Raw genomic sequence first — 22,686 nt, 5'->3', positions numbered from 1 at the left:
GACGTACCATGAGTCAGAAATTGCGGGCGTACCTGCGCGAGCACCCACGAATGATCGGCGTCCTGTTCGCGATGACGTTGTTAGTGTCGCAGGCGGGGACGACGGTGGCGAATCACGCTGGCGCAATCAACGGACCCTAAACGAAATCGTCTTTGCATACTTCGTTTGACCAGTATAGAGAGTTTTTAATCTTCAGTGGTAATATCTCTAGATCAAGGAACTCTATTAACTGTTCAGTTGATATTTCAAATTCCTCGGTATCTCCTGTTCCTATGTAATACACAGAAGAGTCATTAATATAGGGGATCATAAGCGAACCAATACCAAAGTGTTGCGACGGGTAGTATCGAATATGAACTGAGTGTTGTTCGTTCTCTTCGTCAGTGCTTACATGAACAACGGCGGGGACACCACTCTCGCTCTGACACAACACCGTCCCCCCGTCCCCCAGAACCATGTACTGGTGTCCGACCAGCACCTCTTCTTTGGCGACCGACATGGCGGAGCGCAGGCTGAACCCGCAGTTCAGCAGCCGCGCCAGTAGCTGTCCCAGCTTCGTCGCCGGGAGGTTCGCCACCTCGACGAGCGTCACGACGCCGCCGTAGCTGCCGCGCTCGATGAGGGCGTGGCCCTGTTGGTACGACCGGCAGGCGTTCAGGAGGAACGACTCGACGGCGACCTCGCCCTCCATCGAGCGGACGTCGAGGAAGCCGTCCGAGCACTTGATCCCGTCGTCGTCGACGTGGCCGATGTAGTGGAGGAAGTTCGTCGGCTCGCGCAGCAGGGCCTCCATCTCGGCCACGGAGAGGTCGTGGTGGATCTCCACGTCGAACTGGAGGAGGTCGCGCTGTCCGTACAGGTCCGCGACGACGCCCTCGTCGCGCATCTCCTCGTCGTTGCAGACGATGGTGATCTCGATGCTCGTCCGCTCCGTCACGTCGCGGGTGAGCCGCCGCCGGTACGACTCGGGGGTCGCCTTGCTCGTCCCGAGGGGGTACCCGTCGCCGACCCACGCGTGTTCCATCGTCTCCGTCGACCGCGGCTGGACGATGCTGTCGGGGTCGATCCGGGCCGCCTCCCCCTCGCTCCGGAGGAAGTCGCCCGCGGCGGCCGCTGCCGGCCCGTCGCGGAGGAAGTCCGTCACCGCCTGCGGTTCGGGCTTCGGCGGCTCCGCCGCCTCCGACGGGCACCGGATGAGCGAGAGGTCGTTGGCGAGAAACGGCAGCATCTCGACGTTCTCCGGGGTGGGCCGAACGTCGGTCGTCAGGCTCCACTCCGGCAGGTGCGGTTCGAGGTCGTCGAACGGGACGGAGAAGTACTCCCCGAGCCGCTCGTCGAGCGCCAGCTCGTACAGCGCGGGGAAGTCGAGGTCGAAGGCGCGCTCGACGACCGACCGCTCGTGGAGATCGACGGGGTAGTACCCCTCGGTCCGGGCGAGACAGTCGAGGAAGAACGCCTGCCGGAGCGCCCGCCCGATGCCCGTTTCGAGGTCGACCCCGTCCGCCAACGGGTGCTGCCACCCGTCGCCCCGAAGCCGGGGTTCTGTTCCGGGGACGACCGCCGCGCCGAGGTAGTACGCCAGCGACGCCGACGCGAAGACCGCGTCGCGTCGCCGTGGGAGGACGATCTCGACGCCCGTGTCCGGCGGTCGAACGCGATCGGGCACCTCGAAGCGGTCGCCGAGTTCGAAGAGCGGCGGGTGCCCGCGAAGGGTCGGGAACGAGCGCTCCGGCGAGGTGGTCTGCAGGGCCGATCCGAGCAAGGACACCGCGTCCATCAGCGACTCCGGATCTGCCGGGGTCGTCACCGTCCCCGCCGGCTTCTCGTGGAACGACCGCGCGCCGATCGTCACCGGCGTGGGACCGGCGAACGCGAGAACCGTCCGGCCGTCGTCGTACCGGACGGCGACGGAGCTTTCGACCGCGACGTACAGCTTCACCGGCGCGGTGGTGATCTCGACGCAGTACGAACCCGGTTCCAGCGCGACCTCCTCGCGATTCGACGACTGCGACACCGTCCGTCCGTCAGCGTCGCGGACGACGACGGTGGACAGTTTCGGAATCGTCAGCGTCGCGGTCGAGAAGGAGACCGCGAGGTCGATCGGGAAGAGAAAGTCGTCGGACGGCGTCTCCGTCGGGTCGATCGGATCCGCCGCGTACACCTCGAAGCGCGCGTTCTCGATGTCGTCGACGAGGCGGATTCCCGGCCGATCGGAGAGCGCCTCGAACCGCACCGCCGCGAAGGTGGCGTCGTCCGACGTCATATTCCTACCCACTCGGTGACGCCGTACTCGGGGACGTGCCAACGCTGTTCGGGTTGCATCGACCCGCGCCGACGGAGTTCGACGCGCGCGTCGAAGAGCGGTGCCAGCGACCGAACCTGCGGGTCGTCGTCCGGGAGCGGAAGGTGAAAGTGTCCCATCCCGCGCGCGCCGCGAACCAGCGCGGTGACGACGCGGAGGAACCGCACGACGGTCTCCTCGTCGTACCGTTCGAGGACGGCGCTGAGGGAGTCGAGCGACAGCCGGAGCGTCGCCGGCGACAGAGACTCGTGGTCCAGTTCGCCGACGAACCGAACGAGCTGACGCTGGAGATGAGCCAGCGAATCGTCTCCCGCGGCGGGGTCGGCACCCGATCCCTTTCTGACGCACGATCGCTCCCCGCCGCGCCGGTCGACGAGTCGAACGTGCGGGTGATCGAGCGTCACGCCGGCGGGGAGCCGTTCGTCGAGCAGGTCTCTCGACGAGTCCGTGAGAACGATGATCCGTTCGCGGTGCTCGGTCGGCGAGCCGAGCAAGCGCCGAGTCGCCCGGGCGGAGGCCGTCTCGGCGACCGCGCCGGTCACGAGCAGGTTGCACCCGTTCCGCTTGAGCCGCGAGAGCACCGCGCCGAGCGTGACCCCCTCCTCGGCGTCACGGAACGTCGACTCGGTCCACATTTGTGACGAAATATAAGCACAATATCATAAATCTTTCGCAGGCTCGACCGGAACCGCACGACTGCGAGCGGGGACCGAACCCCTAAAGGCGGCCGCGTTCGTCAATCGGGTAATGACGACGCTCGGAAGCGCGAGCGCGGCCCCAGGCGAGGTCGATACGGGCCGATTAGAGGTGGGCGAATCCCGGGACGGCAGCCCGATCGGGTTGCCGGTCGCCGTCATCAACGGCGAGCGAGAGGGCAAGACGCTGTACGTGCAGGCGGCGAGCGACGGCGACGAACTCAACGGCGTCGGCGTCGTCCGACGGGTCGTCCCGCGGCTCGATCCGACGGAGGTGGCGGGGACGGTGCTGGTCGTCGGGATCGTCAACTACCACGCGTTTCAGGTGGCCGAGCACCGCAACCCCGTCGACGACACGAAGATGAATCGGACGTACCCGGGCGACGAGAACGGGACGTCGAGCGAGCGCATCGCGGCCGCGACCTTCGACGTCGCGACGCGGGCGGATCTCGTCTTGGACCTCCACCAGGGCTCGACGAGCCGGATGATAAACGAGGTGCGGGTGCGCTGCGGACGGCGACACCGACTGCACCGCGAGTGTCTCGAACTGGCGAAGACGTTCGGCTGCGGGTACGTCCTCGACCAGAAGGGGCCCGAGGGGCAGCTCGCCCGCGTCGGCCCCGATCAGGGCATCCCGACGATCGATCCGGAGCTCGGCGGCTGCGTCGGCTGGGACGACGAGAGCATCCGGCTGGGCGTCCGCGGCGTGTTCAACGTCCTCAGACGCTACGGCTTCCTCGACGGCGACGTCGAGCGGGAGCGCCAGACGCGCGCGAAGGGGTTCGACCAGTACGGTTCGCCGACGGGCGGCCTCGTCGACTTTCGGAAGGATCTCGGCGACAGCGTGCGGGCCGGGGAGACGCTGTTCGAGGTCACGGACGTGTTTGGCCGGCTGAAGGGACGCGTGACGGCCGACAACGACGGCGTGTTCTGGCGCACCCGTCGGCTGCCGCAGGTTGCGACCGGCGAGTACGTCTGTTCCGTCGGCACCGAGGTCGACACCTACTGATCGTCCGACGCCGACTCCCCCTGATCGATCGAGAACCGCCAGCTTCTGGTCCACCGCCCGCCTCCGTCCGCTCGTGCCAACAGCGCTCGCGTGTCCCGACTGCGGACGGAGCTACGAGGATCGCTGGCGGTGCGAGTGCGGCGCGCCGCTCGAATTCGCCGACGAACCCCGGCCCGACGGCCCCGCGCCCGACCCCGCGTCGGTCGACGGTCGCCGCGGCCTCTGGGCGTTCGAGGACTTCGTCCCGATCGCGCCGCGCGTCACCCTCGGCGAGGGGATGACGCCACTCGTCGACGCGCCCGCGTGGGACGCCTCGTTCAAGCTGGAGTACGTCTTCCCCACCGGGAGCTTCAAGGACCGCGGCGCGACGACGACGCTCTCCCGGGCGGTCGAACTCGGCGCGGAGAAGGTGATCGAGGACTCCTCGGGCAACGCCGGGGCCGCGATCGCCGCCTACGCGGCGCGGGCGGGGCTCGACGCCGACGTGTACGTCCCCGCGTCGGCGAAGGCGTCGAAGCTCCGCGCCATAGAGCGCGCCGGCGCGACGCCCGTCCGCGTCGACGGATCGCGCGAGGACGTGACGGACGCCTGCGTCGAGGCCGTCCGGGCCGGCGACGGGTGGTACGCCAGCCACGCGTGGAACCCGGCGTTCCTCGCCGGCACCGCGACCGTCGCCCACGAGATCGCACGGGAGCGCGACTGGTCCGTCCCCGACGCGGTCGTCGCGCCGCTCGGGCACGGGACGCTCTTTCTCGGGGCCTACCGCGGGTTCCGCGCGCTCCTCGACGCGGGGTGGACGGACGGGATGCCCCGACTCCTGGGCGCGCAGGCGGCGGGGTACGCGCCGATCGCCGCCGAGTTGCACGGCTCCGAGGACGCCGCCGGGAACAACGACGTCGCCGACGGGGTTCGGATTCGAGCGCCCGTCCGCGAGGCGGAGATCAGAGAGGCGATAACGGCGACCGACGGGGACGCGATCGCGGTCGGCTCGGACGCGACGAAGCGCGAGTTGGACCGGCTTCACCACCGCGGCTTCTACGTCGAACCGACCTGCGCGGTCGCGCCCGCGGCGTTGCGCGAGTACCGCGAACGCGGCGTCGTCGACGCCGACGACGACGTGGTCGTGCCGCTCACCGGGAGCGGGCTCAAAGGGTAAGGGAAAGGGGAATGGTCGCGCGGCTTCGATCGCCGAAGCGCGCGACCGGGGGAATGCAACTGTTCCGTGCGGGTCGCGGTTATCGGACGTCGACGAGGCTGACAAACGATCCCTCGTCGGCGGAGATCCAGCTCGTGAGGATCTCCTCCTCCGAGGCTTCGCGCGGATACAGCGTGCACTGGTCGCGGCCGTGGTCGTCCGATTCGAGCACGAACTCGACGTCGAACACCGGCCAGCGGTCGAGTGCATCGCGGTACGCGCCAGTCGCTTCGACTTCGCTTGTGTTGTCAGGGGCACTCATGTGGATTAGCTCCCGGCCGCTCCGACGCCGACCGCCGAAGCCCGCACTTCACGACGAGACAACCGCTCGGGAGTCCCTTAGGTATAGAGAGCCTAAGCGGCGGCGCGCGGCGCAACGTTCCGGTTAACGGACCCGTTATGACGCCGTAAACGGAGGCTAACGGGGCGAAAGCGTCCGACATGCCGACCCTACCGCTCCGGGTGGACGGGCGCGTCGAAGCCGCCGCGGACGAGCGGCTTCGCGATGTGTCTACGGGCACACGGCGGGACCTCGTACCACCCGAGGTCGAGGTCGCGATCGAGCGGGGCCTCGACCCGATCGGGCGCGCGCGTTCCGCACTCGCGGCAGCGGTACCCCTGCCCCCGGCCAGCGCTCTTCATCGTTCGCCCGCAGTCCGGACAGTCCGGCGTGACCAGTTTCGTCCGCACGAGCGCGCGCGCGGCGAATTTCTCCAGCTTGAGCGTCCCGTCGCGGACTTCGCCGCAGACGGTCACCCGGTCGCCGGAGCGGAGCGCCCGGACGCGGTCGCGAAACCGCTTCGTCGGCTCGAACGCCACGCAGGGGAGGTCTCCCCCGTCGACGACGAGCGTCAGGAACACGTGTCCGCCGGGCCGCGTTTTAGGCGCGTCCGAAACGGTCCCCGTGAGCCGGTAGGCGCGACCGTCCTCGACCGGTTCGGGGGAGGCTGGGCCGCGTTTCCCGCGTTTCGCCGACGATCCGACTCCGTCGAGCGTTCCGGGGCGGAGGTGGGCGTCCGTCCCCTGATTCGTCCGGAACAGCGCCGTCCGCTCCGCGGGTTCGCCGTCGATGGCTTCGGCGACGGCGCGGACGGCGTCCGGGTCGTCCCCGCGGACGCCGTGGAGGATGGGACACGGCGTGTGCGGGACGCAGACGAGTTCCCCTTCGACCCGATCGACCGTGTCCCAGACCGCCGGGTACCCGTCCGCCGCGGCCGAGAACGCGGACGCGTCGTCGACGTCGCGGGGGGTGCCCCAGCGGCCGGGCTCGCGGTAGGAGATGCGCTCGTACGTCCACTCGTCGAACGCCGCGTCCGCCCCGACGGCGGCGAGCGCGCCGATCCGACCGCGGCCCCCCTTCCAACCGCGGTGGCGGTAGCCGGCGGCGTCGAGCAGCGAAACGGCGTCGTCGACGGCGTGCAGTTCGCGAACCGCGCGGCGCGCGAAGTCGGAGACGGCGTCGGGGACTGCCGCGGGATCGCCGTCGGCGACGACGACGCCCGGACTCGTTCGGGCGTCGTCCGTCTCCGCGAGGCGGTCGAGCTCGCGGGCGGCGAGCGCGAACGCCTCGTCGGGGTCGATGTCGGCGTGGATCGCGAGCGCGGCGTTCCCGCGGGTCTTGTGCTCCACCGCCGGGTTGAGCCGGACGAGGAGCAGTTCGCGCACCCGGCCGCCGGCCCCGCGGACGGCCTCGGCGACGCGCGTCGCGACGTACGTCGTGCACATCCCCCGCTCGCGGGAGTCCGTGTCGTCGAGACCGATGACCGTCATGGCGTGGTGTAGCCTGTCGGGCGAAAAGGCGCTTTCGCGTTCGACTCCGGTATTTAACTCTATTCCCGCTCGCGGAACGAATCGGGAGACGGGGCTCCGAACGGCCGACACAACACATATATGCGCGGAACGGCTTATTATCCGGTATGTCCCGGTCCGCTCTCGTCGGAAACGTCGCAGCCATGCTGCGCGACGCCGGCTTCGCGGTGAGCGACCGCTGTGCGATCAGACCGAAGAGCTTCGACCTCGCCGCCCGACGCGGCGAGGACCTCGTCCTCGTGAAGATCCTCGGAAACATCGACGCGTTCGACGGCGAGACGGGCGCGGAGATGCGCCGGCTCGGGCTGTACCTGTCGGCGACGCCGATGGTCGTCGGGCTCAGAACCCGCGACGAGGACCTCAAGCCGGGCGTCGTCTACTTCCGCCACGGCGTGCCGGTACTCAACCCCGACACCGCCATGGACCTCTTCGTCGAGGGCGTCCCGCCGCTCATCTACGCGGCACCCGGCGGACTCTACGTCAACATCGACGGCGACCTGCTCGCCGACGAGCGCGAGCGTCGCGGCTGGAGCCTGGGGCGGTTGGCGACCGAACTCGGCGTCTCCCGCCGGACCGTCTCAAAGTACGAGGACGGCATGAACGCCAGCATCGAGGTCGCAATCCACCTCGAAGAGCTGTTCGAGCGTCCGTTCAGCAGTCCGGTCGACGTGATGGAGGGCGCGGAGGAGGTCCGCGACGCGGAGCCGACGCCCGAAGCGCCCGCCGCGGACCCCGACGACGAACACGTCGTCTCCGTGCTGACGCGGGCGGGCTTTACCGTCCACCCGACCGCCCGCGCGCCCTTCAAGGCGGTCGGCGAGGACAGCGACCGCAAGGAGGAGAACCTGCTGACGGGCCACTCGGCGTTCACGCGGAGCGCCGAAAAGCGCGCGCGGATCATGTCCTCGATCAGCCGCGTCGCGCGGACCCGCTCCGTCTACTTCACCGAGGAGCGTTCGAAGCGCGAGGCGGTCGAGGGAACCGCCCTCGTCAGCTGCGAGGAACTCGCCGGGATCGACGACCCCGACGAGATCCGCGATCTCATCCGCGAGCGGGCGCGGGAACCGGTCGAGGGGTAGGCGTTACGCCGCGTTTTCGACGCCCGACCCGTACGTCTCTTCGAGGTACGAGACGATGTCGTCGCTCTCCGGCATCCCCTCGACGCCGTGTTCCTCGTCGACGAGCACCGGGACGCCCGTCTGTCCGCTGATCTCCTTCACCTCGGTCCGCTCCGAGCGGGCGCGGGGGACGGTTCGGGAGTCGTATTCGAGTCCGAGTTCCGCCAGCTTGTTCCTCACCTTCGCGCAGAAGGGGCAGCCGTCGAGTTCGTACAGGACGAGTTGCGACATCGGCGGCACGTAAGGGTGTGCGCGTTAAGAATGCGACGGTAGTGTGCGCCCCGAGCGCGCCGCTCGCGCCCCTCGGCGTCCCGACGCGCCCCCGAACGCCCGCGCCTCACGCTCGGATTCGCGCGGCGACGGTCCGGGCGCGGTCGAGGAGCCGACGCCGCTGGTAGACGACCTCGACCGCGCCCCAGCCGAGCGCGGTCAGGAGGCCGAAGACGGCGAACGCGAAGTCCCAACTGGTCATCCACGTCGGCTGGATCCACGGGGTGACGTGCGACCACGTCCGGGCGAACTCGACCATCGGCCCTTCGAGCGGCGTCTCCGAGAACGTCGCTTCCACCCGCACGGCGAAGGGCAGCCTGTCGCCGGTTCCGGGCCGGAGTCCGGCGCTGCCGCGCACGTCGTAGGTGCCCTGCGCCTCCATGTCGGCGATCGTCGGCCCGTTCGACTCGGGGCCGTGTTCGACGCGTTCGGCGTCGTACGGCCCCCACGTCGCGTAGTACTCCCAGACGATCTCGCCCTCCGGCGTCACCTCGATGACGCGGTGGTTGAGCGTGTCCGTGATGAGCGTGTTACCGTTCGGCAGGCGGTCGGCGTCGCGCGGCCAGTTCAGCTGACCCGGCCCGCCGACCTCCCACGTCTTCGTCCACTCCCCGTCCTCTTTCGCGTACTCGACGACGCGGTCGTTTTCGGAGTCGGCGACGAGCATCGTCGGCGCGCCGTCCTCGCTTTCGAGGTAGTCGGGGTTGTGCTGTTCGTTCAGCACGTCGTGGTCGTCGTCCTCGCCGAGCCGCTCTTCGATCTCACCCGTCTCGCGGTCGACGATGATCGCCTGATCGAAGTTCCGCGGCGAGAGCAGCAGGCGCTCGTCGTCGAGCACGTCGACGTCGTTGACATGGCTCCAGTCCTCGTTCATCCCGCCGTCGGTCGACTCGGGGTAGTGATCCTTGAAGTACCACTCCCACGTGATCTCCCCCGTCGTCCGGTTGTAGACGAAGACCCGATCGTTGCTCGTGTCGTACCCCTCGTCCCACTGGCGCATGTTGGCGACGACGAGTTCGTCCTCGCTCAGCCGCGCCACGTCGTGGGTGTCTTCGAGGTCGAACTCCTCCTCCCACTCGCGCTCTTTCGTCTCGGGGTCCAACTCGTACACGAGCGTTGTTCCGGGCTTCGTGGAGGTGACGAGCAGGTTGCCGTTCGGCATCGGATCCACGTCGTAGAACCACGTCGCGCCGCGCTTCGAGCCGTTGTACACCCACTCCGTCTCCCCCCGTTCGCCGACGGAGACGAGGCGAGCCGGCTTCTTCTCGGAGTCTCGGCCCTCGAAGTGGAAACCCTGGACGGAGACGACGGTCTCGCCGTCGGCGGGGCTCTGTATCGTCCCGCGCTGGAGGTCGGCGTGGTCTGACGACGAGTCGGTGACGGCGGCGACGCCGGCCGGCGAGAGGAGGGCGAGGACGGCCAGGAGCGCCAGCCCGCGAAGGAGCCAGCGCCGCGGTGGCAGCGAGGAGTTCACGGGCGGAGAAGATAGTCCAGTTGTTGAAACTTTTGTGGTACGCTCCGGCGACCGGTGAGAGAAAGCGCCTCGATCGTCGGCGGGGCCGCACAGCGGACGGAATCGGCGCGGCTCAGACCGCGCCGGCGAGCATGCCGCTCGTCTGGACGTAGAAGTACCCGACGAGCGCCGCGGCGATCACCCACTGGCCGAGGCGGACGTCGCCCGCATCGCCGTTCGCCGCCATGACGACCGGGTAGCTGATGATCCCAGCGGCGAGCCCCTCGGCGATGGAGTACGTGAGGGGCATGACGGTGATCGTGAGCGCCGCGGAGACCGACCACGCCGGGTCGTGCCAGTCGATGTCGACGACGCCCTGAAACATGATGACGCCGACGACGACGAGCGCGATGAACGAGGCGTAGGTCGGAATCGCGGAGATGAGGGGAACGACGGGCAAAGAGAGGAGAAACAACCCGGCGACGACGAGCGCGGTGAAGCCGGTCCGGCCGCCTTCCTCGACGCCGGTCGAGGACTCGATGTACGTCGTCACGGTCGACGTGCCGAGGATCGCGCCGGCGGTGGTGCCGACCGCGTCGGCCATGAGCGGCTTTTCGATCTCGGGGAGGTCGCCGTCCTCGTCGAGGAAGCCGCCGAACTGCGCGACGCCGATCAGCGTCCCGGCGGTGTCGAAGAAGTCGACGAAGAAGAACGTGAACACGACGAGCGCGAACGTCAGCGGATCGACGTCGCGGAGGCCCTCGACGAACGCCCCGGCCAGCGGCGAGATGTCGAACTGGGCGTCGGAGACGAAGCCCGCAGCGCCGCCGGATCGAACGGCCGCGGCGGCGTCCTCGGGGACGAGCGTCCCGGCAGAAACGGCGTTCGCGAGCGTGAGCGCCCACGCGACGACCGTCGTCGAGAGGATGCCGAAGACGATCGCGCCGGTCACCCCGCGCGTCCACAGGACGAGCGTCAGCGCGAGGCCGGCGACGCCGAGGACGGCGGAGGGGTTCGAGGCCACGCTGCCGAGCGTGACGAGCGTGGAGTCGTCGGCGACGACGATCCCGATCTCCTGGAGCCCGATGAAGAGCAGGAAGACGCCGATGCCGGCCCCGACGGCGAACTTGACCGGTTCGGGAAACAGTTCGATGATGCGCTTTCGCGCGCCGACCGCGGTGATGACGATGAAGAGTATTCCCTCGACGAACACCGCGGCGAGCGCAGTCTGCCACGGAATGCCGAGCGAGATGACGACCGTGAACGCGAAGAAGGCGTTCAACCCCATCCCCGGCGCGAGGCCGAACGGCCGGTTCGCGTACAGCGCCATCACGAGCGTCCCGATGGCCGACGCGAGGATCGTCGCGATGGCGATCATCTGAAACACCTCGCCCTGTTCGTATCCGGGGATCTCGATCGCTTCCGCGAGGATGGCGGGGTTCACGACGACGATGTACGACATCGCGAGAAACGTCGTCACGCCCGCGACGAGTTCGGTCCGCAGGTCGGTGTCGTGCCCCTCGAAGTCGAAGCGTCGTTCGAGGGCTTCCGTGATCGCCATGTTGGTCATACCTGCATTGCTTATTTAAGTATTTTCATCCAGAAGCACGGAGATGTACACCGGGCTGCGCATAATCGTCGAAGCGGGCGCGGTCGGCGAGGGGCTCACTCGAAGGACGTGAGCGCCGCCACGGGGGCGTCGGTGAGTTCCGCCGCGCGTTCGAGCCCCTCGTCGCCGACGCCGATGAGCGTGAACACGCCGACGACGCGGGCGTCGGCTTGCAGGGCGATGTCGAGGAGCAGTTCCTGCGTCTCGCCGGAGCGGATGAGGTCGTCGACGACGAGCACCCGCTGGCCGGACGAGAGCGCGCGCGACGGGAGGTAGTAGGTGAGTTCGATGCCGGAGGCGAGCCGCTGGCGGGACTCGATGAACTCCTCGACCGCGGTCTCCTTCGACTTCTTCGCGTACGCCAGCCGGGCGTCGAAGTAGCTCGCCATCGCCGCCCCGAGCGAGATGCCGTCGGTCGCCGCCGTCAGCACCACGTCCGGACGCTCGAAGCCGAACGCGTCGGCCGCGACGGGCGCGACGAGGTCGAGGAACGGCTGGTCGAACACCACGCCGGAGTTGTCGACGTACCCCTCCTCGTCGAACGCCACGCGCGCCTCGAGTTCGCCCGCGAGCGCCTCGCGGCCGATCCCCTCGACCACCTCGCGGGCGCGCTCCGTCCCCGGGAGGACGTGGCCGTTCACGTATCGGTTCAGGTCGCCGGCCGGAAGGCCGGTGAGAGCCGAGAGTTCGTCGTACGTCCGCGTCTCCTTTAGCATCCGAAGGACGGCGACCGCTTGCAGTTGGAGGGCCGCCTTCTCCGCCCTGTTCATGCCGCGGACCTCGCGTTCGCACAATTATGAATACTTCGATATATGAACGAGGGAATTTGGGCACGTCCGTGGCGTTCCCGGCGTTCCCGGCGCGTCGACGGGACGGGTGCGGGCGCGCACCGTGAGGATCGGCGGACGATCCCTACGCCTCCGCGAGGAGGTCCGACGCCGTGAGGAGGGCCTCCAGCTCCACGTCGTGATCCGCGAGCAGGTCGCGCGCGCCCTCCTCGCGGTCGACGACGACGAGCGCCCGGTTCACCGTCGCGCCCGCCTCGCGCAGCGCCTCGACCGCGTCGAGGGCGCTCTTTCCGGTGGTCGCGATGTCCTCCAGCACGACGACGGTCTCGCCGTCGTCGAGTCGCCCCTCGATCCGTTTGGCCGTGCCGTACTCCTTCGCCTTCTTTCGGGCGATGACGTACGGGAGGCCCGTTTCGACGCTCGTGACCGCGACGAGCGGGACGCCCCCGAGCGCGACTCCGGCGAGCTTCGTCCCCTCGACGCGCGCCGCGAACGCCTCCGCGACGAGCCGCAGACACCGCGGGTCCGTCTCGAAGAGGTACTTGTCGACGTAGTAGTCGCTCGTGCCGCCGTGGGAGAGTTCGAACTCGCCGTACCGCACGGCGTCGGCGTCGCGCAGCGCCTCGATGAGATCCTGATTCGCCATTGCAGGGTGTGGGTCCGTGGAGGGGTATAAGCGGGCCGGTTGCAGGGCGCGGCGATGCGGTCGCGGTGACGCCGCCGCGGAACGAAAGCGGCGTGGACGGGGTCGGCGCGCCCACGCCGATGACGCCGACGCGGAGCGCGAAGGCCGCTCACCACGGTTCGTCCTTCAGCCCGAGGGCGTAGGCGATCACGTTCGTCCCGACGTGCAGGGCGGGCGTGATCACGACCACGGCGGCGAGGACCGGACGCGAGAACGTGCCGGCGAACCAGCGGGGCGCGACGAGTCGCGCGAGGCCGAGCGCGCCGGCGACGAAGTCGAGTTGGTCGAGCACCGGGAACGACGCGCCGCGCCGGCGGCCGGTTCGGCGCTTGAGGAACGACGCGCCGACGTCGCCGACCATCGCGCCGAGCGCGAGCGCGAGGCCGGCCCGGGGGGGAAATTCGGGGAGCGAGACGTCGAGCCGCTCGGACGCCCGCCGGTTGACGGCGTTCAGCCCGAGCGCCAGAAGGAAGCCCGCGAGCGTCCCGACGGCGGTGCCGCGCCAGGTCTTCCCGTCGCCGAGGAGCCGCCTGCCGCCGAGCGTCCGGCCGCCGTCCATGGGGCGGCCGCCGCCGGCGAGAACCGCGACGTTGTTGGGGACGTACGCGGGCAACATCGCCCAGAGCGCCTTCAGTACGAGAGAGACGACCATGCGCCGGAATCGGACCGCTCGGGTCTAAGTTCCGACGGTTTCTGGCGACGAAACGGCGCGGAGGGCGCAAAAGAGCGACGGACGGGAACGGCGGAACGCGTCCTCGAAGAGCGATACGCTTAATCGGCGGGTGGAACCATCTCCGCTATGATCCCGCCGATCGCGAGCCGATTCGTCGCCGGAGAGGTTCCGGCGGTGGCGCTCGACCACGCGCGTCGGACGAACGAAGACGGCGTGAAGGTCATCCTGAACCTCCTCGGCGAACACTACCGCGAACAACGACCCGCCGACGAGGACGCCGCCGCGTACCGCGGGCTCGTCGAGGACATCGCCGGTTCCGGACTCGACGCGTGCATCTCGGTCAAACCGTCGCAGATCGGCCTCGACGTGGGCGAGGACGTGTTTCGCAGGAACTTCGGCGAGATCGTGGCGCACGCGAGCGAGCGGGACGTGTTCGTCTGGTGTGACATGGAGGATCACACGACGACGGACGCGACGCTGAACGCCTACGAGGAGTTCGCCCGCGAGTTCGACGGCGGCGTCGGCGTCTGCGTGCAGGCGAACCTCCGGCGAACCCGCGAGGATCTAGACCGGCTGGCGGACGTTCCGGGGAAGGTTCGGCTCGTCAAGGGCGCGTACGACGAGCCGTCGAACATCGCCTACACGAAGAAAGGGGAGGTCGACGAGGCGTACCGCGAGGATCTGGAGTTCGTGTTCGACCGATTCGACGGCGGCGTCGCGGTCGGGAGCCACGATCCGGCGATGATCCGGCACGCCATCGACCTCCACGAGGAACACGGCACGCCCTTCGAGATTCAGATGCTCATGGGCGTGCGCGAGGACGCCCAGCGCGACCTCGCCGCGCAGGGGTACGAGGTGTGGCAGTACGCCCCCTACGGCGCGAAGTGGTTCTCGTACTTCTACCGGCGCGTCAGGGAGCGAAAGGAGAACCTGGCGTTCGCGCTCCGGGCGGTCGCCGGGCGGTGAGCGCCGCCGCGAACCGGTTCGCGATCGTCGGGCGGTGGGCGCGCCGCGGACGGCGGGCGGTGAGCGCGCGACGGTCCGGCGCGGTCGGCGGTAGAAGACCTCATTAGTCCCCCACGCACATATCGGTCACAGATGTCCACGTGGAAACGAGACGCCGCAAGCGGCCTCATCGTTCTCGTCCCGATCATCGTCATCGTCCTCGTTCTCAACTGGCTGTACGGGCAGATCGCGGATCTGCCGCTCATAGACCAGGTGCAGCCGCCGGGAGCGCGCGTGTTCGTCGCCATCGTGGTGTTCGTGATGCTCGTCTTCTCGGTCGGCTACCTGATGCGAACGACCGTCGGCCGGCTCCTCGAAGAGGCGATCGACAACGCGATGAACCGCGTGCCGCTCATCCGCGTGGTGTACAACGCGTCGAAGCTGGCCGTCGAGACGGCGCTCACCGGCACGGACGACCTCCAAAAGCCCGTCCGGATCGAGACGTGGAACGGCATCAAGATGACCGCCTTCAAGACCGGAAAGCAGACGGACGACGGCAAGGAGGTGCTCTTCATGCCGACGGCCCCGAACATCACGACCGGGTTCGTCATCGAGGTCGAACCGGCGCGGCTCGAAGAGACCGGCGAGAAGGTCGAGGAGGCGCTGACGCGCATCCTGAGCGCCGGGTTCGCGGAGACGGACGAGGGCGTCGCGATCAACGTCACCGAAGAAGGGGTCGAAGATCTCGGCCGCCGGCCGCGGGCCGACGGCGACGGTTCCTAGACGTAGGTGAACCACTCCTCGTGGTCGTCGGTCCGACGCTCCACGAGGTCGAAGAAGGCCGACTGCAACTCCTCCGTCACCGGCCCGCGGCTCCCGCCGCCGATCTCCACGTTGTCGACCTGCCGGATCGGCGTCACCTCGGCGGCGCTGCCGGTGAAGAACAGTTCGTCGGCGGTGTGAAGCTCGCCGCGGCTGATGACGGCGGTGTCGTCGACCTCGTAGCCGCGTTCGCGGGCGAGTTCGATCACCGTGTCGCGGGTGATGCCGTCGAGGATGCTCTGGGAGAGACCGGGCGTGTAGATCGTTCCGTCGCGGACGAGGAAGATGTTCTCGCCGGGGCCCTCGGCGACGTTCCCCTCCTTGTTGAGGACGATCGCCTCGCGGTAGCCGTGCCTGCGCGCCTCCTCGCCCGCGAGCAGGCTGTTGACGTAGAGGCCCGTCGTCTTCGCGTTCGTCGGAATCTGGCTGGAGGCGTGCTTGCGCCACGAGGAGACCATCACCTTGATCCCCTCCTCCAGCGCGTCCTCGCCGAGGTACGTCCCCCACGGCCAGGCGGCGATGACGACCTGCACCGGGCAGTCGCCGGGGCTGACACCGAGGCTGTCGTAGCCGTAGAAGGCGATGGGGCGGATGTAACAGCTTTCGAGATCCTGCCGCCGGAGGAGTTCGAGCGTCGCCTCGGTCAGCTCCTCGCGGTCGAAGGGGATCTCCATGTCGTACGGCTTTCCGGAGGCGTAGAACCGGTCGAGGTGCTCGTCCCAGCGGAAGATCGCCGGACCCTCCTCGGTGTCGTAACACCGGACGCCCTCGAAGATGCCGGTCCCGTAGTGGAGGCCGTGGCTAAGCACGTGGATCTGCGCGTCGTCCCAGTCCACGAACTCGCCGTCCATCCAGATGGTGTCCACGTCCATGTCGTCGAAGCCCATACGCTGGCCATTCGCGGCCGAGAGCATAAATCATGAGAAACAGCCGCGAAGGCAGGATTTTCGTCCACCCGGCGAGAGGACGAACGCATGGACTCGGAACGCCCCGCGGGCGCGCCGAGCGCCGACCTCGCGCGCGAGGCGTACCCCGGGGTCGAGGTTCGGGGAGAACTCGACGGCCACGAGAGCCTCGTGAGCGTCGAGAAGGCGGAGCGGGTGCTTGGATGGACGCCGACGCGAAGTTGGCGCGATCTGTGAGCGGGACCGGAGGGAGGGACCGTGACCGCGAGTCGGGAGGCCGCGCTCAGGCCAGCGCTTCGACGAGCCTGTCCCCTTCGAGGTAGCGCAGCCCGTACCGTTCGGCGTACTCGCGCGCGGACGCCTTCGAGAGCGCCGCGCCGGTCTCGTCGTCGAGCATCTCGCAGACGACGACCGCGGGCGGGAGGTCGGCCTCGTCGGCGAGCGCGAGGCCGAGTTCGGTGTGACCGCGGCGGTCCGCCAGAAGGCCGGGCGCAGCGCGCAGGAGGTTGACGTGTCCCGGCGACCGGAACTCGGCGGCGAAGTCGTCCGCGTCGTACCCGTCGCGGGCGTCGACCGCGTCCGCGGCGGCGGCGAGTTCCGCGATGGTGAGCGCGCGGTCCTCGTCGGTGACGCCCGTGAACGTCTCGCGGTGGTTCACGGGCAGGGAGAACGACGAGCGGCTGTCGTAGGCGAGGTCGTGGTTCGCGGCGCTCGGGTGGTCGATCGTCTCGTCGAGAAAGGGGAGGCCGAACGCCTCCGCGACCTCGTGCGACAAGGCGACGCAGACCAGCCCCCCGGCGTCGTTGCGGAGCCGGGCGACGTCCCGGGGCGTCACCGCGTCGGCCGGGTAGACGAGGTCCGTCTCGCCCTCGCGGTCGTCGAAGTCGTGGATCAAAACGGGGTCGCCCGCGCGGAACGCCGCCGCGGCGGCGGACACGCCGTCCCGTCGGGGTGGGGAGGCGTCGACCGAGCCGGCCTCGGTCTCGTCGTCAGAGTCGATCCCGGTTGGGCCCTCCGCGTCCGTGTGCTGGGTCATCTCACGCCCCCTCGACGAGGATCTCGATCGCGTCGCCGTCCGCGAGGCCGAGTTCGTCGCGGAGCTTGATCGGGGCGATGAGTTCGAGTTGGCTCTCGTCGTGGTGGGTGCGCTCGGGAACGATGATGTGGGCGCGGTCGTACGCCTTCCCGTCGAACTCGACGGTCGCCGCGTAGCACGTCGCCGGGCCGAAGGTCCGCTCGTCGTCCTCCCAGCCGTCGATGGGGACGGCGTCGAGCGACGCCATCCCGGCGCGGGCGCGGACGCTCTCGGCGGAGAGCGACACGTTGAGCGTCCCGGGGAACGGCGCGTAGCCGAGGCGTTCCTCGAACTGCTCCATGTACCCCGGCAGGGAGATGTAGTGACGCCCCTCGCCCATGCCGCCGGTGACGGTCCCCGCGAGCGAGATCGTCGCCTCCTCTTCGAAGATACGGCGGTAGTCCTCGTACTCCCGCCGGAGCGTCGACTCGCCGGCGTCCGTGACGGTGATCCACTGGCCGTCGCTCACGATGTCGCGCTCGACGAACCCGGCCTCGTCGAGGCGCTGGAGCCGTCGAGAAGCCGTCTGGCTCGAGGCGTCGAGCCGATCCGCGAGCCCCGCGCAGGAGACTTTCACGGGCCCGGCCAGCCCGCCGTCGAGGGCGACGAGCTTCAGCGCGGCGAGTTCGTCGTGTCCGACGACCCTCGCCGTTACAGTTTCTGACATGTGAGTATCATGGGACGGGCGCGGTATAAGCGTGGCGGAAATGAGATGCATCCCAAATATGGGATGGTGGTGTGTCGGCCGCGTCGTGGACGAAGGAGACGTGCCGTCGGTACGCCCACCGCCGGCCTAAGTCCGTCGGTCGCGGCGGCGGGTTAGAAATCCCTTTACCCGCCGCTCGAAAACCACCTCTCATGTTCAGAGAGTTCCGGGCGGAGGTCGAAGCGGCCCTCGCCGACGCGCTGTCGGCGGCGGGGCTGCCGACCGACGACCTCGGGATCGAGGAGCCGCCGGAGGACGTGCCCGCGACGCTCGCGTCGAGCGTCGCCTTCCGACTGGCCGGCGAAGTCGGCGCGCCGCCGCCAGGGATCGCCGCCGACCTCGCGTCGAAGATCGACACTGAGGGGTACGAGTACCTGTCGCGGGTCGACTCGCAGGGACCCTACGTCAACTTCCACCCCTCGGAGGCGTACCTCGCGGACACGCTCGACGCCGCGCAGGACGACGAATACGGCCGCCTGCCCGACACGGACACGAGCGTCGTCGTCGAGCACACGAGCGCGAACCCGACCGGGCCGGTCCACGTCGGGCGCGCGCGGAACCCGATCCTCGGGGACGCCGTCGCCCGCGTCCTCGACTTCGCCGGCTACGACGTCGAGCGCCACTACTACGTCAACGACGCCGGCCGGCAGGTCGCCGTGTTCACGTGGGCGTACGAGACCTTCGACGAGTCGGACCTCCCCGACCCGGACCGCCGACGCGCGGACTACGACCTCGTGCGCTACTACCGCAAGGGCAACCAGTACCTCGAATCGGCCGACCCGGAGGACGTCGAGGCCGCTGAAGCCGAGATCGAGTCGATCATGCGGGGGCTGGAGGCGGGCGACGACGAGACCTACGACCGAGTCGAGCGCGTGGTCGATCAGGTGCTCTCGGGGATGCGCGAGTCGCTCGAACGCCTGCCCGCCGAGTTCGACGCGTTCGTGAAGGAGACGGAGTTCATCCGCGACGGCAGCGCCGACGAAGTGGTCGACCGGCTCAAGGGATCGGAGCACGCCGTCTACGAGGAGGACGCCTGGCAGCTGGGCCTCGACGCGTTCGGCATCGACAAGAAGCTCGTGTTCCTCCGGTCGGACGGGACGACGCTCTACACGACCCGCGACCTCGCCCACCACGAGTGGAAGTTCGCGAACTACGACCGCGCCGTGACGGTGCTGGGCGAGGACCACAAGCTGCAGGCCGAGCAGCTGAAGGCCGCCCTCGAGATCCTCGGCAACGACACGGGCCAGCTCTCGCACGCGATCTACTCGTACGTGAACCTCCCGGACGGGAAGATGAGCACGCGGCGGGGGACCGGCATCGACCTCGACAACCTGCTCGACGAGGCCGTCGTCCGCGCCCGCGACGAGGTGGAGGCGCGCCTCGACTCGCGCATCCGCGACGACGACCTCGCGGAGGAGGACATCGAGCGGATCGCCCGGCAGGTCGGCATCGGGGCCGTCAGGTACGACATCGTCTCGAAGCAGCCCACGAAGGCGATCACCTTCGAGTGGGAGCGCGCGCTCGACTTCGAGGCGCAGAGCGCGCCCTACGTGCAGTACGTCCACGCCCGCTGCTGCGGAATCCTGGCGGAGGCCGAAAAGCAGGGGTTCGAGGCGGGCAGGGACGTCGACCCGTCAGTTCTCGACACCGCGGAGGAGGTCGCGCTCCTCCGGACGATCGCCCGGTTCCCGGCCGTGGTCGAGGAGGCCGCGGCGGACCTCGAACCGCACGTCGTCGCGACGTACACCCGCGAGTTCGCGGAGACGTTCAACGCCTTCTACCGCGAGTGTTCGGTGCTCGGGTCCGACGGCGACCGCCGCGACGCGCGATTGGCGCTCGTCAACGCGTCGCGGGCGACGGTGGCCAACGCGCTGGGCGCCCTGGGCGTCGAAGCGCCGACCTCAATGTAACGAGACCGGCAGGGCGACCGCGGTGGGATCGATGATGCTGCCGCCGACCGCGTACAGCGTCGCCACGCCGAACCCGAGGGCCAACAGCAGAAACAGCACGATCCACCAGAACGGGATTGCGGTGTCGTCGTTCGCCATACCGGGTGTCCGAACAGGCGGGTAAAAGAGCTTCCCGTTTCACCCGAACAGTCGTCCGAGGAAACCTTTTCTGCGGCCGTCGTTCGCGTCGTCCTCTCCGTTCGCGTCGGCTTCGTGATCTCCGCCGACGCCCGCGTCGTCCGCGCCGTCGGCCGCTCCGGCGTCCGAGTCGTCGACGTCGCCTGCGCCGTCGCCCGCATCGTCCCTGTCGTTCGGACCGCCGCCTCCGTCGTCCCCGACCGCCGATCGTCTCGACGCGCCGTCCGTCGGCGACCCCGCCTCTTCGACCGGCGCGGTCTCGGCGGTCCCGGCGGAAGGCGAGCCGTCGGAAGGCGGCTCCCCGGGGGCCGAGTCGTCGTCGGACGGGGCGGCTACGGACGGCCCGTCGCCGCCGTCGGAGCGGGGCGTCTCGCCCGCGTCGGTGAGAACCGTCGCGGGGACGGCCTCGCCGACGAGTTCGCTCGCGAGGGTTCGGTACGCCTCGGCCGCCGGGGAGTCCGGCGCGTACGAGGGGAGCGGCTCACTCGCGTCCGCGGCGGCGGCGACGGACGGGTCCTCCGGGATCGACGCGAGCAGGGGGACGTCGAGGTGCTCGCCGACCGCGACGGCGTCGAACCCCTCCGGATCGACGCGGGTGAGCGCGACGCCCGCGATCCGACCGCCGAGCCGCTCCGCGACGTCCCGGGTCTTGGCCGTGTCGCGGAGCGCGGTCCGGTCCGGCGTCGAGACGAGGAGCACCCCGTCCGCGAGCCCGAGCGGGAGCGCCGCGTCGTGGCTCAACCCCGCGCCGGTGTCGACGAGGACGAAGTCGTGGTCCGCGAGCGCGTCGATGAGCTCGCCGAGGCGGGCCGGATCGGCGTCGGGAAACGCCGCCAGATCGGTGTCGCCCGGCAGGACCGACAGACCGGCCGGTCCCTCGTACGTCGCCTCCCCGGGCGTCGCCAGCCCCGCGAGCACGTCGTGAACGGTCGCCGCGTCGGCGTCGGCGCCGAGCGTCCCCCCGAGGTTGGCCATCCCGACGTCCGCGTCGACGACGGCGGTCCGGCGTCCCCCGGCGGCGAGGACCGCACCCAGCGCCGCCGCCGTCGTCGTCTTCCCGACGCCGCCTTTCGCACTCGCGACCGCGTACACGCGAACCATGGGTGATTGGTCACAGTGTTGGTCATTACTACATAAATATATTTCCTCGATCCCGAGGCGCGCGCGATCGGTTCGAATCTTCGGGAGGGTCGTCGCGGTCCGAAACGGCGTCGAACGGCCGCGTTTCCGGCTCGCGGCGACAGTCAAAGGTTACTTACCCGCCGGCCGGGCTAGTAGGAGCAATGAGTACGGACGCCGAAGATGCGGGTGAGGACCGACGGAAGTACGAGTTCCGGAAGGTCATAGAGGAGCTCCAGGAGTACGAGGGCTCCGGAACCCAGCTCGTCACGATCTACATCCCTCCCGACAAGCAGATCTCCGACGTCGTCGACCACGTGATCCAAGAACACAGCGAAGCGAGCAACATCAAATCGAAGCAGACCCGAACGAACGTCCAGGACGCGCTCACGAGCATCAAAGATCGCCTGCGCTACTACGACACGTTCCCGCCGGACAACGGGATCGTCCTCTTCAGCGGCGCGGTCAACTCGGGCGGCGGACAGACGACCATGGTGACGAAGGCGCTCGAAAGCCCGCCGCAGCCGGTCGAGTCGTTCCGCTACCACTGCGACTCGGCGTTCCTCACGGAGCCGCTGGAGGAGATGCTCGCCGACAAGGGCCTCTTCGGGCTGGTCGTCCTCGACCGGCGCGAGGCGAACGTCGGCTGGTTGAAGGGCAAGCGGGTCGAGCCGGTCAAGTCGACCTCGTCGCTCGTCCCCGGCAAACAGCGGAAAGGTGGCCAGTCCGCCCAGCGGTTCGCCCGCCTGCGGCTCGAAGCGATCGACAACTTCTACCAGGAGGTCGCGGAGATGGCGAACGATCTCTTCGTCCCGAAGCGCCACGAACTCGACGGGATACTCGTCGGCGGCCCCTCGCCCACGAAGGACGAGTTCCTCGAGGGCGGGTACCTCCACCACGAGATTCAGGACAACGTCGTCGGGAAGTTCGACGTCGCCTACACCGACGAATCCGGCCTGTACGACCTCGTCGACGCCGCGCAGGACGTGCTGGCGGACCAGGAGATCATGCAGGACAAGGCCCAGATGGAGGAGTTCTTCGAGAAGCTCCACACGGGCGAGGAGGCCACCTACGGGTTCGAGGCGACCCGGAAGAACCTCGTCATGGGCTCCGTGGACCGGCTTCTCCTCAGCGAGGATCTCCGACGCGACGTGGTCGTCTACGAGTGCGACGGAGAGGAGGAGTTCGAAGTGGTCGACCGCCGGCACTCGACGCCGGAGCACGAGTGCTCGAACGGGGCGACCGCGGAGGTCGTAGAGCGCGAGGACCTGATCGAACACCTCATGGGGATCGCCGAACAGCGCGGCACGGAGACGAAGTTCATCAGCACCGACTTCGAGAAGGGAGAACAGCTCTACGACGCGTTCGGCGGCGTCGCGGGGATTCTGCGGTACTCGACGGGCGTATAAGCCGAGCCACCC

Annotated in this window: 24 protein-coding genes; 9 read left to right on the top strand and 15 right to left on the bottom strand. The window is 69.0% G+C overall.

Annotated elements, in window-relative coordinates:
• The first annotated feature begins 8 nt into the window (after nucleotides 1-8).
• Nucleotides 9-140, top strand: coding sequence for a DUF7503 family protein (locus C3L37_RS25290; protein ID WP_267195310.1), 132 nt, complete (start codon nucleotides 9-11; stop codon nucleotides 138-140).
• Here C3L37_RS25290 and C3L37_RS09745 read toward each other — a convergent pair.
• Nucleotides 137-2,263: a caspase family protein gene (locus C3L37_RS09745; protein ID WP_129114416.1), complete on the bottom strand. Its 2,127-nt coding sequence runs from the start codon at nucleotides 2,261-2,263 to the stop codon at nucleotides 137-139. The two genes, C3L37_RS25290 and C3L37_RS09745, sit on opposite strands and share 4 nt — an antisense overlap.
• Complete coding sequence (locus C3L37_RS09740; RefSeq protein ID WP_129114415.1) at nucleotides 2,260-2,937, bottom strand: DUF7504 family protein; 678 nt, start codon at nucleotides 2,935-2,937, stop codon at nucleotides 2,260-2,262. Before C3L37_RS09740 ends, C3L37_RS09745 begins: the two co-directional genes overlap by 4 nt.
• 112 nt (nucleotides 2,938-3,049) lie before the next feature.
• On the opposite strand from C3L37_RS09740, the gene C3L37_RS09735 reads away from it, so the two are divergent.
• Both C3L37_RS09735 and C3L37_RS09730 read left to right on the top strand, forming a co-directional pair.
• On the top strand, nucleotides 3,050-4,006 hold the full coding sequence (locus tag C3L37_RS09735) for a succinylglutamate desuccinylase/aspartoacylase family protein (RefSeq protein ID WP_129114414.1): 957 nt from the start codon (nucleotides 3,050-3,052) through the stop codon (nucleotides 4,004-4,006).
• Nucleotides 4,007-4,079: 73 nt separating this feature from the next.
• Entirely contained in the window at nucleotides 4,080-5,162 is a 1,083-nt protein-coding gene (locus tag C3L37_RS09730) for a pyridoxal-phosphate dependent enzyme (RefSeq protein ID WP_129114413.1), read from the top strand.
• A gap of 79 nt (nucleotides 5,163-5,241) precedes the next feature.
• On the opposite strand, the gene C3L37_RS09725 is transcribed toward C3L37_RS09730, so the two are convergent.
• The gene (locus C3L37_RS09725; protein WP_129114412.1) at nucleotides 5,242-5,463 is read right to left on the bottom strand and encodes a DUF7511 domain-containing protein; all 222 of its coding nucleotides are present in this window, start codon (nucleotides 5,461-5,463) and stop codon (nucleotides 5,242-5,244) included.
• Nucleotides 5,464-5,651: 188 nt separating this feature from the next.
• Complete coding sequence (locus C3L37_RS09720) at nucleotides 5,652-6,971, bottom strand: tRNA(Ile)(2)-agmatinylcytidine synthase (RefSeq protein WP_129114411.1); 1,320 nt, start codon at nucleotides 6,969-6,971, stop codon at nucleotides 5,652-5,654.
• A gap of 146 nt (nucleotides 6,972-7,117) precedes the next feature.
• Between C3L37_RS09720 and C3L37_RS09715 the strand changes: the two genes are divergently transcribed.
• Complete coding sequence (locus C3L37_RS09715; protein ID WP_129114410.1) at nucleotides 7,118-8,089, top strand: transcriptional regulator; 972 nt, start codon at nucleotides 7,118-7,120, stop codon at nucleotides 8,087-8,089.
• Between the two features lie 3 nt (nucleotides 8,090-8,092).
• Here C3L37_RS09715 and C3L37_RS09710 read toward each other — a convergent pair whose 3' ends face one another.
• The 6 genes from C3L37_RS09710 to C3L37_RS09685 all read right to left on the bottom strand — a co-directional run bounded on the left by C3L37_RS09710 (nucleotide 8,093) and on the right by C3L37_RS09685 (nucleotide 13,585).
• Nucleotides 8,093-8,359, bottom strand: a complete 267-nt coding sequence (locus tag C3L37_RS09710; RefSeq protein ID WP_129114409.1) for a glutathione S-transferase N-terminal domain-containing protein — start codon at nucleotides 8,357-8,359, stop codon at nucleotides 8,093-8,095.
• 106 nt (nucleotides 8,360-8,465) lie between these two features.
• Nucleotides 8,466-9,872, bottom strand: coding sequence for an aryl-sulfate sulfotransferase (locus C3L37_RS09705; RefSeq protein ID WP_129114408.1), 1,407 nt, complete (start codon nucleotides 9,870-9,872; stop codon nucleotides 8,466-8,468).
• Between the two features lie 112 nt (nucleotides 9,873-9,984).
• A complete protein-coding gene (locus C3L37_RS09700; RefSeq protein ID WP_129114407.1) occupies nucleotides 9,985-11,412 on the bottom strand; it encodes an NCS2 family permease in 1,428 nt (475 codons plus the stop codon).
• A 104-nt stretch (nucleotides 11,413-11,516) separates the two neighbouring features.
• Nucleotides 11,517-12,230, bottom strand: a complete 714-nt coding sequence (locus tag C3L37_RS09695) for a phosphoribosyltransferase family protein (protein WP_129114406.1) — start codon at nucleotides 12,228-12,230, stop codon at nucleotides 11,517-11,519.
• A 142-nt stretch (nucleotides 12,231-12,372) separates the two neighbouring features.
• Nucleotides 12,373-12,894, bottom strand: coding sequence for an orotate phosphoribosyltransferase (gene pyrE, locus C3L37_RS09690; RefSeq protein ID WP_129114405.1), 522 nt, complete (start codon nucleotides 12,892-12,894; stop codon nucleotides 12,373-12,375).
• A gap of 148 nt (nucleotides 12,895-13,042) precedes the next feature.
• Nucleotides 13,043-13,585 carry a CDP-2,3-bis-(O-geranylgeranyl)-sn-glycerol synthase gene (locus C3L37_RS09685; protein WP_129114404.1) on the bottom strand — a complete coding sequence of 181 codons (543 nt, stop codon included), beginning with the start codon at nucleotides 13,583-13,585 and terminating at the stop codon, nucleotides 13,043-13,045.
• Between the two features lie 147 nt (nucleotides 13,586-13,732).
• Here C3L37_RS09685 and C3L37_RS09680 point away from each other — a divergent pair, with 147 nt between their 5' ends.
• A complete protein-coding gene (locus C3L37_RS09680) occupies nucleotides 13,733-14,572 on the top strand; it encodes a proline dehydrogenase family protein (protein WP_129114403.1) in 840 nt (279 codons plus the stop codon).
• 132 nt (nucleotides 14,573-14,704) lie between these two features.
• Complete coding sequence (locus C3L37_RS09675) at nucleotides 14,705-15,334, top strand: DUF502 domain-containing protein (protein ID WP_129114402.1); 630 nt, start codon at nucleotides 14,705-14,707, stop codon at nucleotides 15,332-15,334.
• On the opposite strand, the gene C3L37_RS09670 is transcribed toward C3L37_RS09675, so the two are convergent.
• Entirely contained in the window at nucleotides 15,331-16,260 is a 930-nt protein-coding gene (locus C3L37_RS09670; protein WP_129114401.1) for a branched-chain amino acid transaminase, read from the bottom strand. The two genes, C3L37_RS09675 and C3L37_RS09670, sit on opposite strands and share 4 nt — an antisense overlap.
• Before the next feature lie 87 nt (nucleotides 16,261-16,347).
• On the opposite strand from C3L37_RS09670, the gene C3L37_RS09665 reads away from it, so the two are divergent.
• Nucleotides 16,348-16,515: a hypothetical protein gene (locus C3L37_RS09665; protein ID WP_228546188.1), complete on the top strand. Its 168-nt coding sequence runs from the start codon at nucleotides 16,348-16,350 to the stop codon at nucleotides 16,513-16,515.
• A gap of 46 nt (nucleotides 16,516-16,561) precedes the next feature.
• Here the strand turns inward: C3L37_RS09665 and ribB are convergent, their stop codons facing one another.
• Complete coding sequence (gene ribB, locus C3L37_RS09660; protein WP_129114400.1) at nucleotides 16,562-17,314, bottom strand: 3,4-dihydroxy-2-butanone-4-phosphate synthase; 753 nt, start codon at nucleotides 17,312-17,314, stop codon at nucleotides 16,562-16,564.
• Between the two features lies 1 nt (nucleotide 17,315).
• Nucleotides 17,316-18,020 (bottom strand): DUF120 domain-containing protein, encoded by a 705-nt coding sequence (locus tag C3L37_RS09655; protein ID WP_129114399.1) that lies wholly within the window; start codon nucleotides 18,018-18,020, stop codon nucleotides 17,316-17,318.
• A 191-nt stretch (nucleotides 18,021-18,211) separates the two neighbouring features.
• On the opposite strand from C3L37_RS09655, the gene argS reads away from it, so the two are divergent.
• Nucleotides 18,212-19,969 (top strand): arginine--tRNA ligase, encoded by a 1,758-nt coding sequence (argS, locus tag C3L37_RS09650; protein ID WP_129114398.1) that lies wholly within the window; start codon nucleotides 18,212-18,214, stop codon nucleotides 19,967-19,969.
• Here argS and C3L37_RS24310 read toward each other — a convergent pair.
• Entirely contained in the window at nucleotides 19,961-20,107 is a 147-nt protein-coding gene (locus tag C3L37_RS24310; protein WP_164974727.1) for a hypothetical protein, read from the bottom strand. The two genes, argS and C3L37_RS24310, sit on opposite strands and share 9 nt — an antisense overlap.
• Nucleotides 20,108-20,146: 39 nt before the next feature.
• Nucleotides 20,147-21,247, bottom strand: a complete 1,101-nt coding sequence (locus C3L37_RS09645) for a nucleotide-binding protein (protein ID WP_129114397.1) — start codon at nucleotides 21,245-21,247, stop codon at nucleotides 20,147-20,149.
• A 182-nt stretch (nucleotides 21,248-21,429) separates the two neighbouring features.
• On the opposite strand from C3L37_RS09645, the gene prf1 reads away from it, so the two are divergent.
• A complete protein-coding gene (prf1, locus tag C3L37_RS09640; RefSeq protein ID WP_129114396.1) occupies nucleotides 21,430-22,674 on the top strand; it encodes a peptide chain release factor aRF-1 in 1,245 nt (414 codons plus the stop codon).
• Nucleotides 22,675-22,686: the final 12 nt, after the last annotated feature.

The organism is Halegenticoccus tardaugens (assembly GCF_004116405.1).
Taxonomy (GTDB): Archaea; Halobacteriota; Halobacteria; order Halobacteriales; family Haloferacaceae; genus Halegenticoccus; species Halegenticoccus tardaugens.
Note: the sequence above shows the minus strand (reverse complement) of the source record. Positions and strands in the feature narration are given on the sequence as shown.

Excerpts from the sequence above, each read along its gene's own strand:
- C3L37_RS25290 (WP_267195310.1), top strand. The coding sequence starts at position 9 with ATGAGTCAGAAATTGCGGGCGTACCTGCGCGAGCACCCACGAATGATC.
- C3L37_RS09745 (WP_129114416.1), bottom strand. The coding sequence starts at position 2,263 with ATGACGTCGGACGACGCCACCTTCGCGGCGGTGCGGTTCGAGGCGCTC.
- C3L37_RS09740 (WP_129114415.1), bottom strand. The coding sequence starts at position 2,937 with ATGTGGACCGAGTCGACGTTCCGTGACGCCGAGGAGGGGGTCACGCTC.
- C3L37_RS09735 (WP_129114414.1), top strand. The coding sequence starts at position 3,050 with ATGACGACGCTCGGAAGCGCGAGCGCGGCCCCAGGCGAGGTCGATACG.
- C3L37_RS09725 (WP_129114412.1), bottom strand. The coding sequence starts at position 5,463 with ATGAGTGCCCCTGACAACACAAGCGAAGTCGAAGCGACTGGCGCGTAC.
- C3L37_RS09720 (WP_129114411.1), bottom strand. The coding sequence starts at position 6,971 with ATGACGGTCATCGGTCTCGACGACACGGACTCCCGCGAGCGGGGGATG.
- C3L37_RS09715 (WP_129114410.1), top strand. The coding sequence starts at position 7,118 with ATGTCCCGGTCCGCTCTCGTCGGAAACGTCGCAGCCATGCTGCGCGAC.
- C3L37_RS09710 (WP_129114409.1), bottom strand. The coding sequence starts at position 8,359 with ATGTCGCAACTCGTCCTGTACGAACTCGACGGCTGCCCCTTCTGCGCG.
- C3L37_RS09700 (WP_129114407.1), bottom strand. The coding sequence starts at position 11,412 with ATGGCGATCACGGAAGCCCTCGAACGACGCTTCGACTTCGAGGGGCAC.
- C3L37_RS09695 (WP_129114406.1), bottom strand. The coding sequence starts at position 12,230 with ATGAACAGGGCGGAGAAGGCGGCCCTCCAACTGCAAGCGGTCGCCGTC.
- pyrE (WP_129114405.1), bottom strand. The coding sequence starts at position 12,894 with ATGGCGAATCAGGATCTCATCGAGGCGCTGCGCGACGCCGACGCCGTG.
- C3L37_RS09685 (WP_129114404.1), bottom strand. The coding sequence starts at position 13,585 with ATGGTCGTCTCTCTCGTACTGAAGGCGCTCTGGGCGATGTTGCCCGCG.
- C3L37_RS09680 (WP_129114403.1), top strand. The coding sequence starts at position 13,733 with ATGATCCCGCCGATCGCGAGCCGATTCGTCGCCGGAGAGGTTCCGGCG.
- C3L37_RS09675 (WP_129114402.1), top strand. The coding sequence starts at position 14,705 with ATGTCCACGTGGAAACGAGACGCCGCAAGCGGCCTCATCGTTCTCGTC.
- C3L37_RS09670 (WP_129114401.1), bottom strand. The coding sequence starts at position 16,260 with ATGGGCTTCGACGACATGGACGTGGACACCATCTGGATGGACGGCGAG.
- C3L37_RS09665 (WP_228546188.1), top strand. The coding sequence starts at position 16,348 with ATGGACTCGGAACGCCCCGCGGGCGCGCCGAGCGCCGACCTCGCGCGC.
- ribB (WP_129114400.1), bottom strand. The coding sequence starts at position 17,314 with ATGACCCAGCACACGGACGCGGAGGGCCCAACCGGGATCGACTCTGAC.
- C3L37_RS09655 (WP_129114399.1), bottom strand. The coding sequence starts at position 18,020 with ATGTCAGAAACTGTAACGGCGAGGGTCGTCGGACACGACGAACTCGCC.
- argS (WP_129114398.1), top strand. The coding sequence starts at position 18,212 with ATGTTCAGAGAGTTCCGGGCGGAGGTCGAAGCGGCCCTCGCCGACGCG.
- C3L37_RS24310 (WP_164974727.1), bottom strand. The coding sequence starts at position 20,107 with ATGGCGAACGACGACACCGCAATCCCGTTCTGGTGGATCGTGCTGTTT.
- C3L37_RS09645 (WP_129114397.1), bottom strand. The coding sequence starts at position 21,247 with ATGGTTCGCGTGTACGCGGTCGCGAGTGCGAAAGGCGGCGTCGGGAAG.
- prf1 (WP_129114396.1), top strand. The coding sequence starts at position 21,430 with ATGAGTACGGACGCCGAAGATGCGGGTGAGGACCGACGGAAGTACGAG.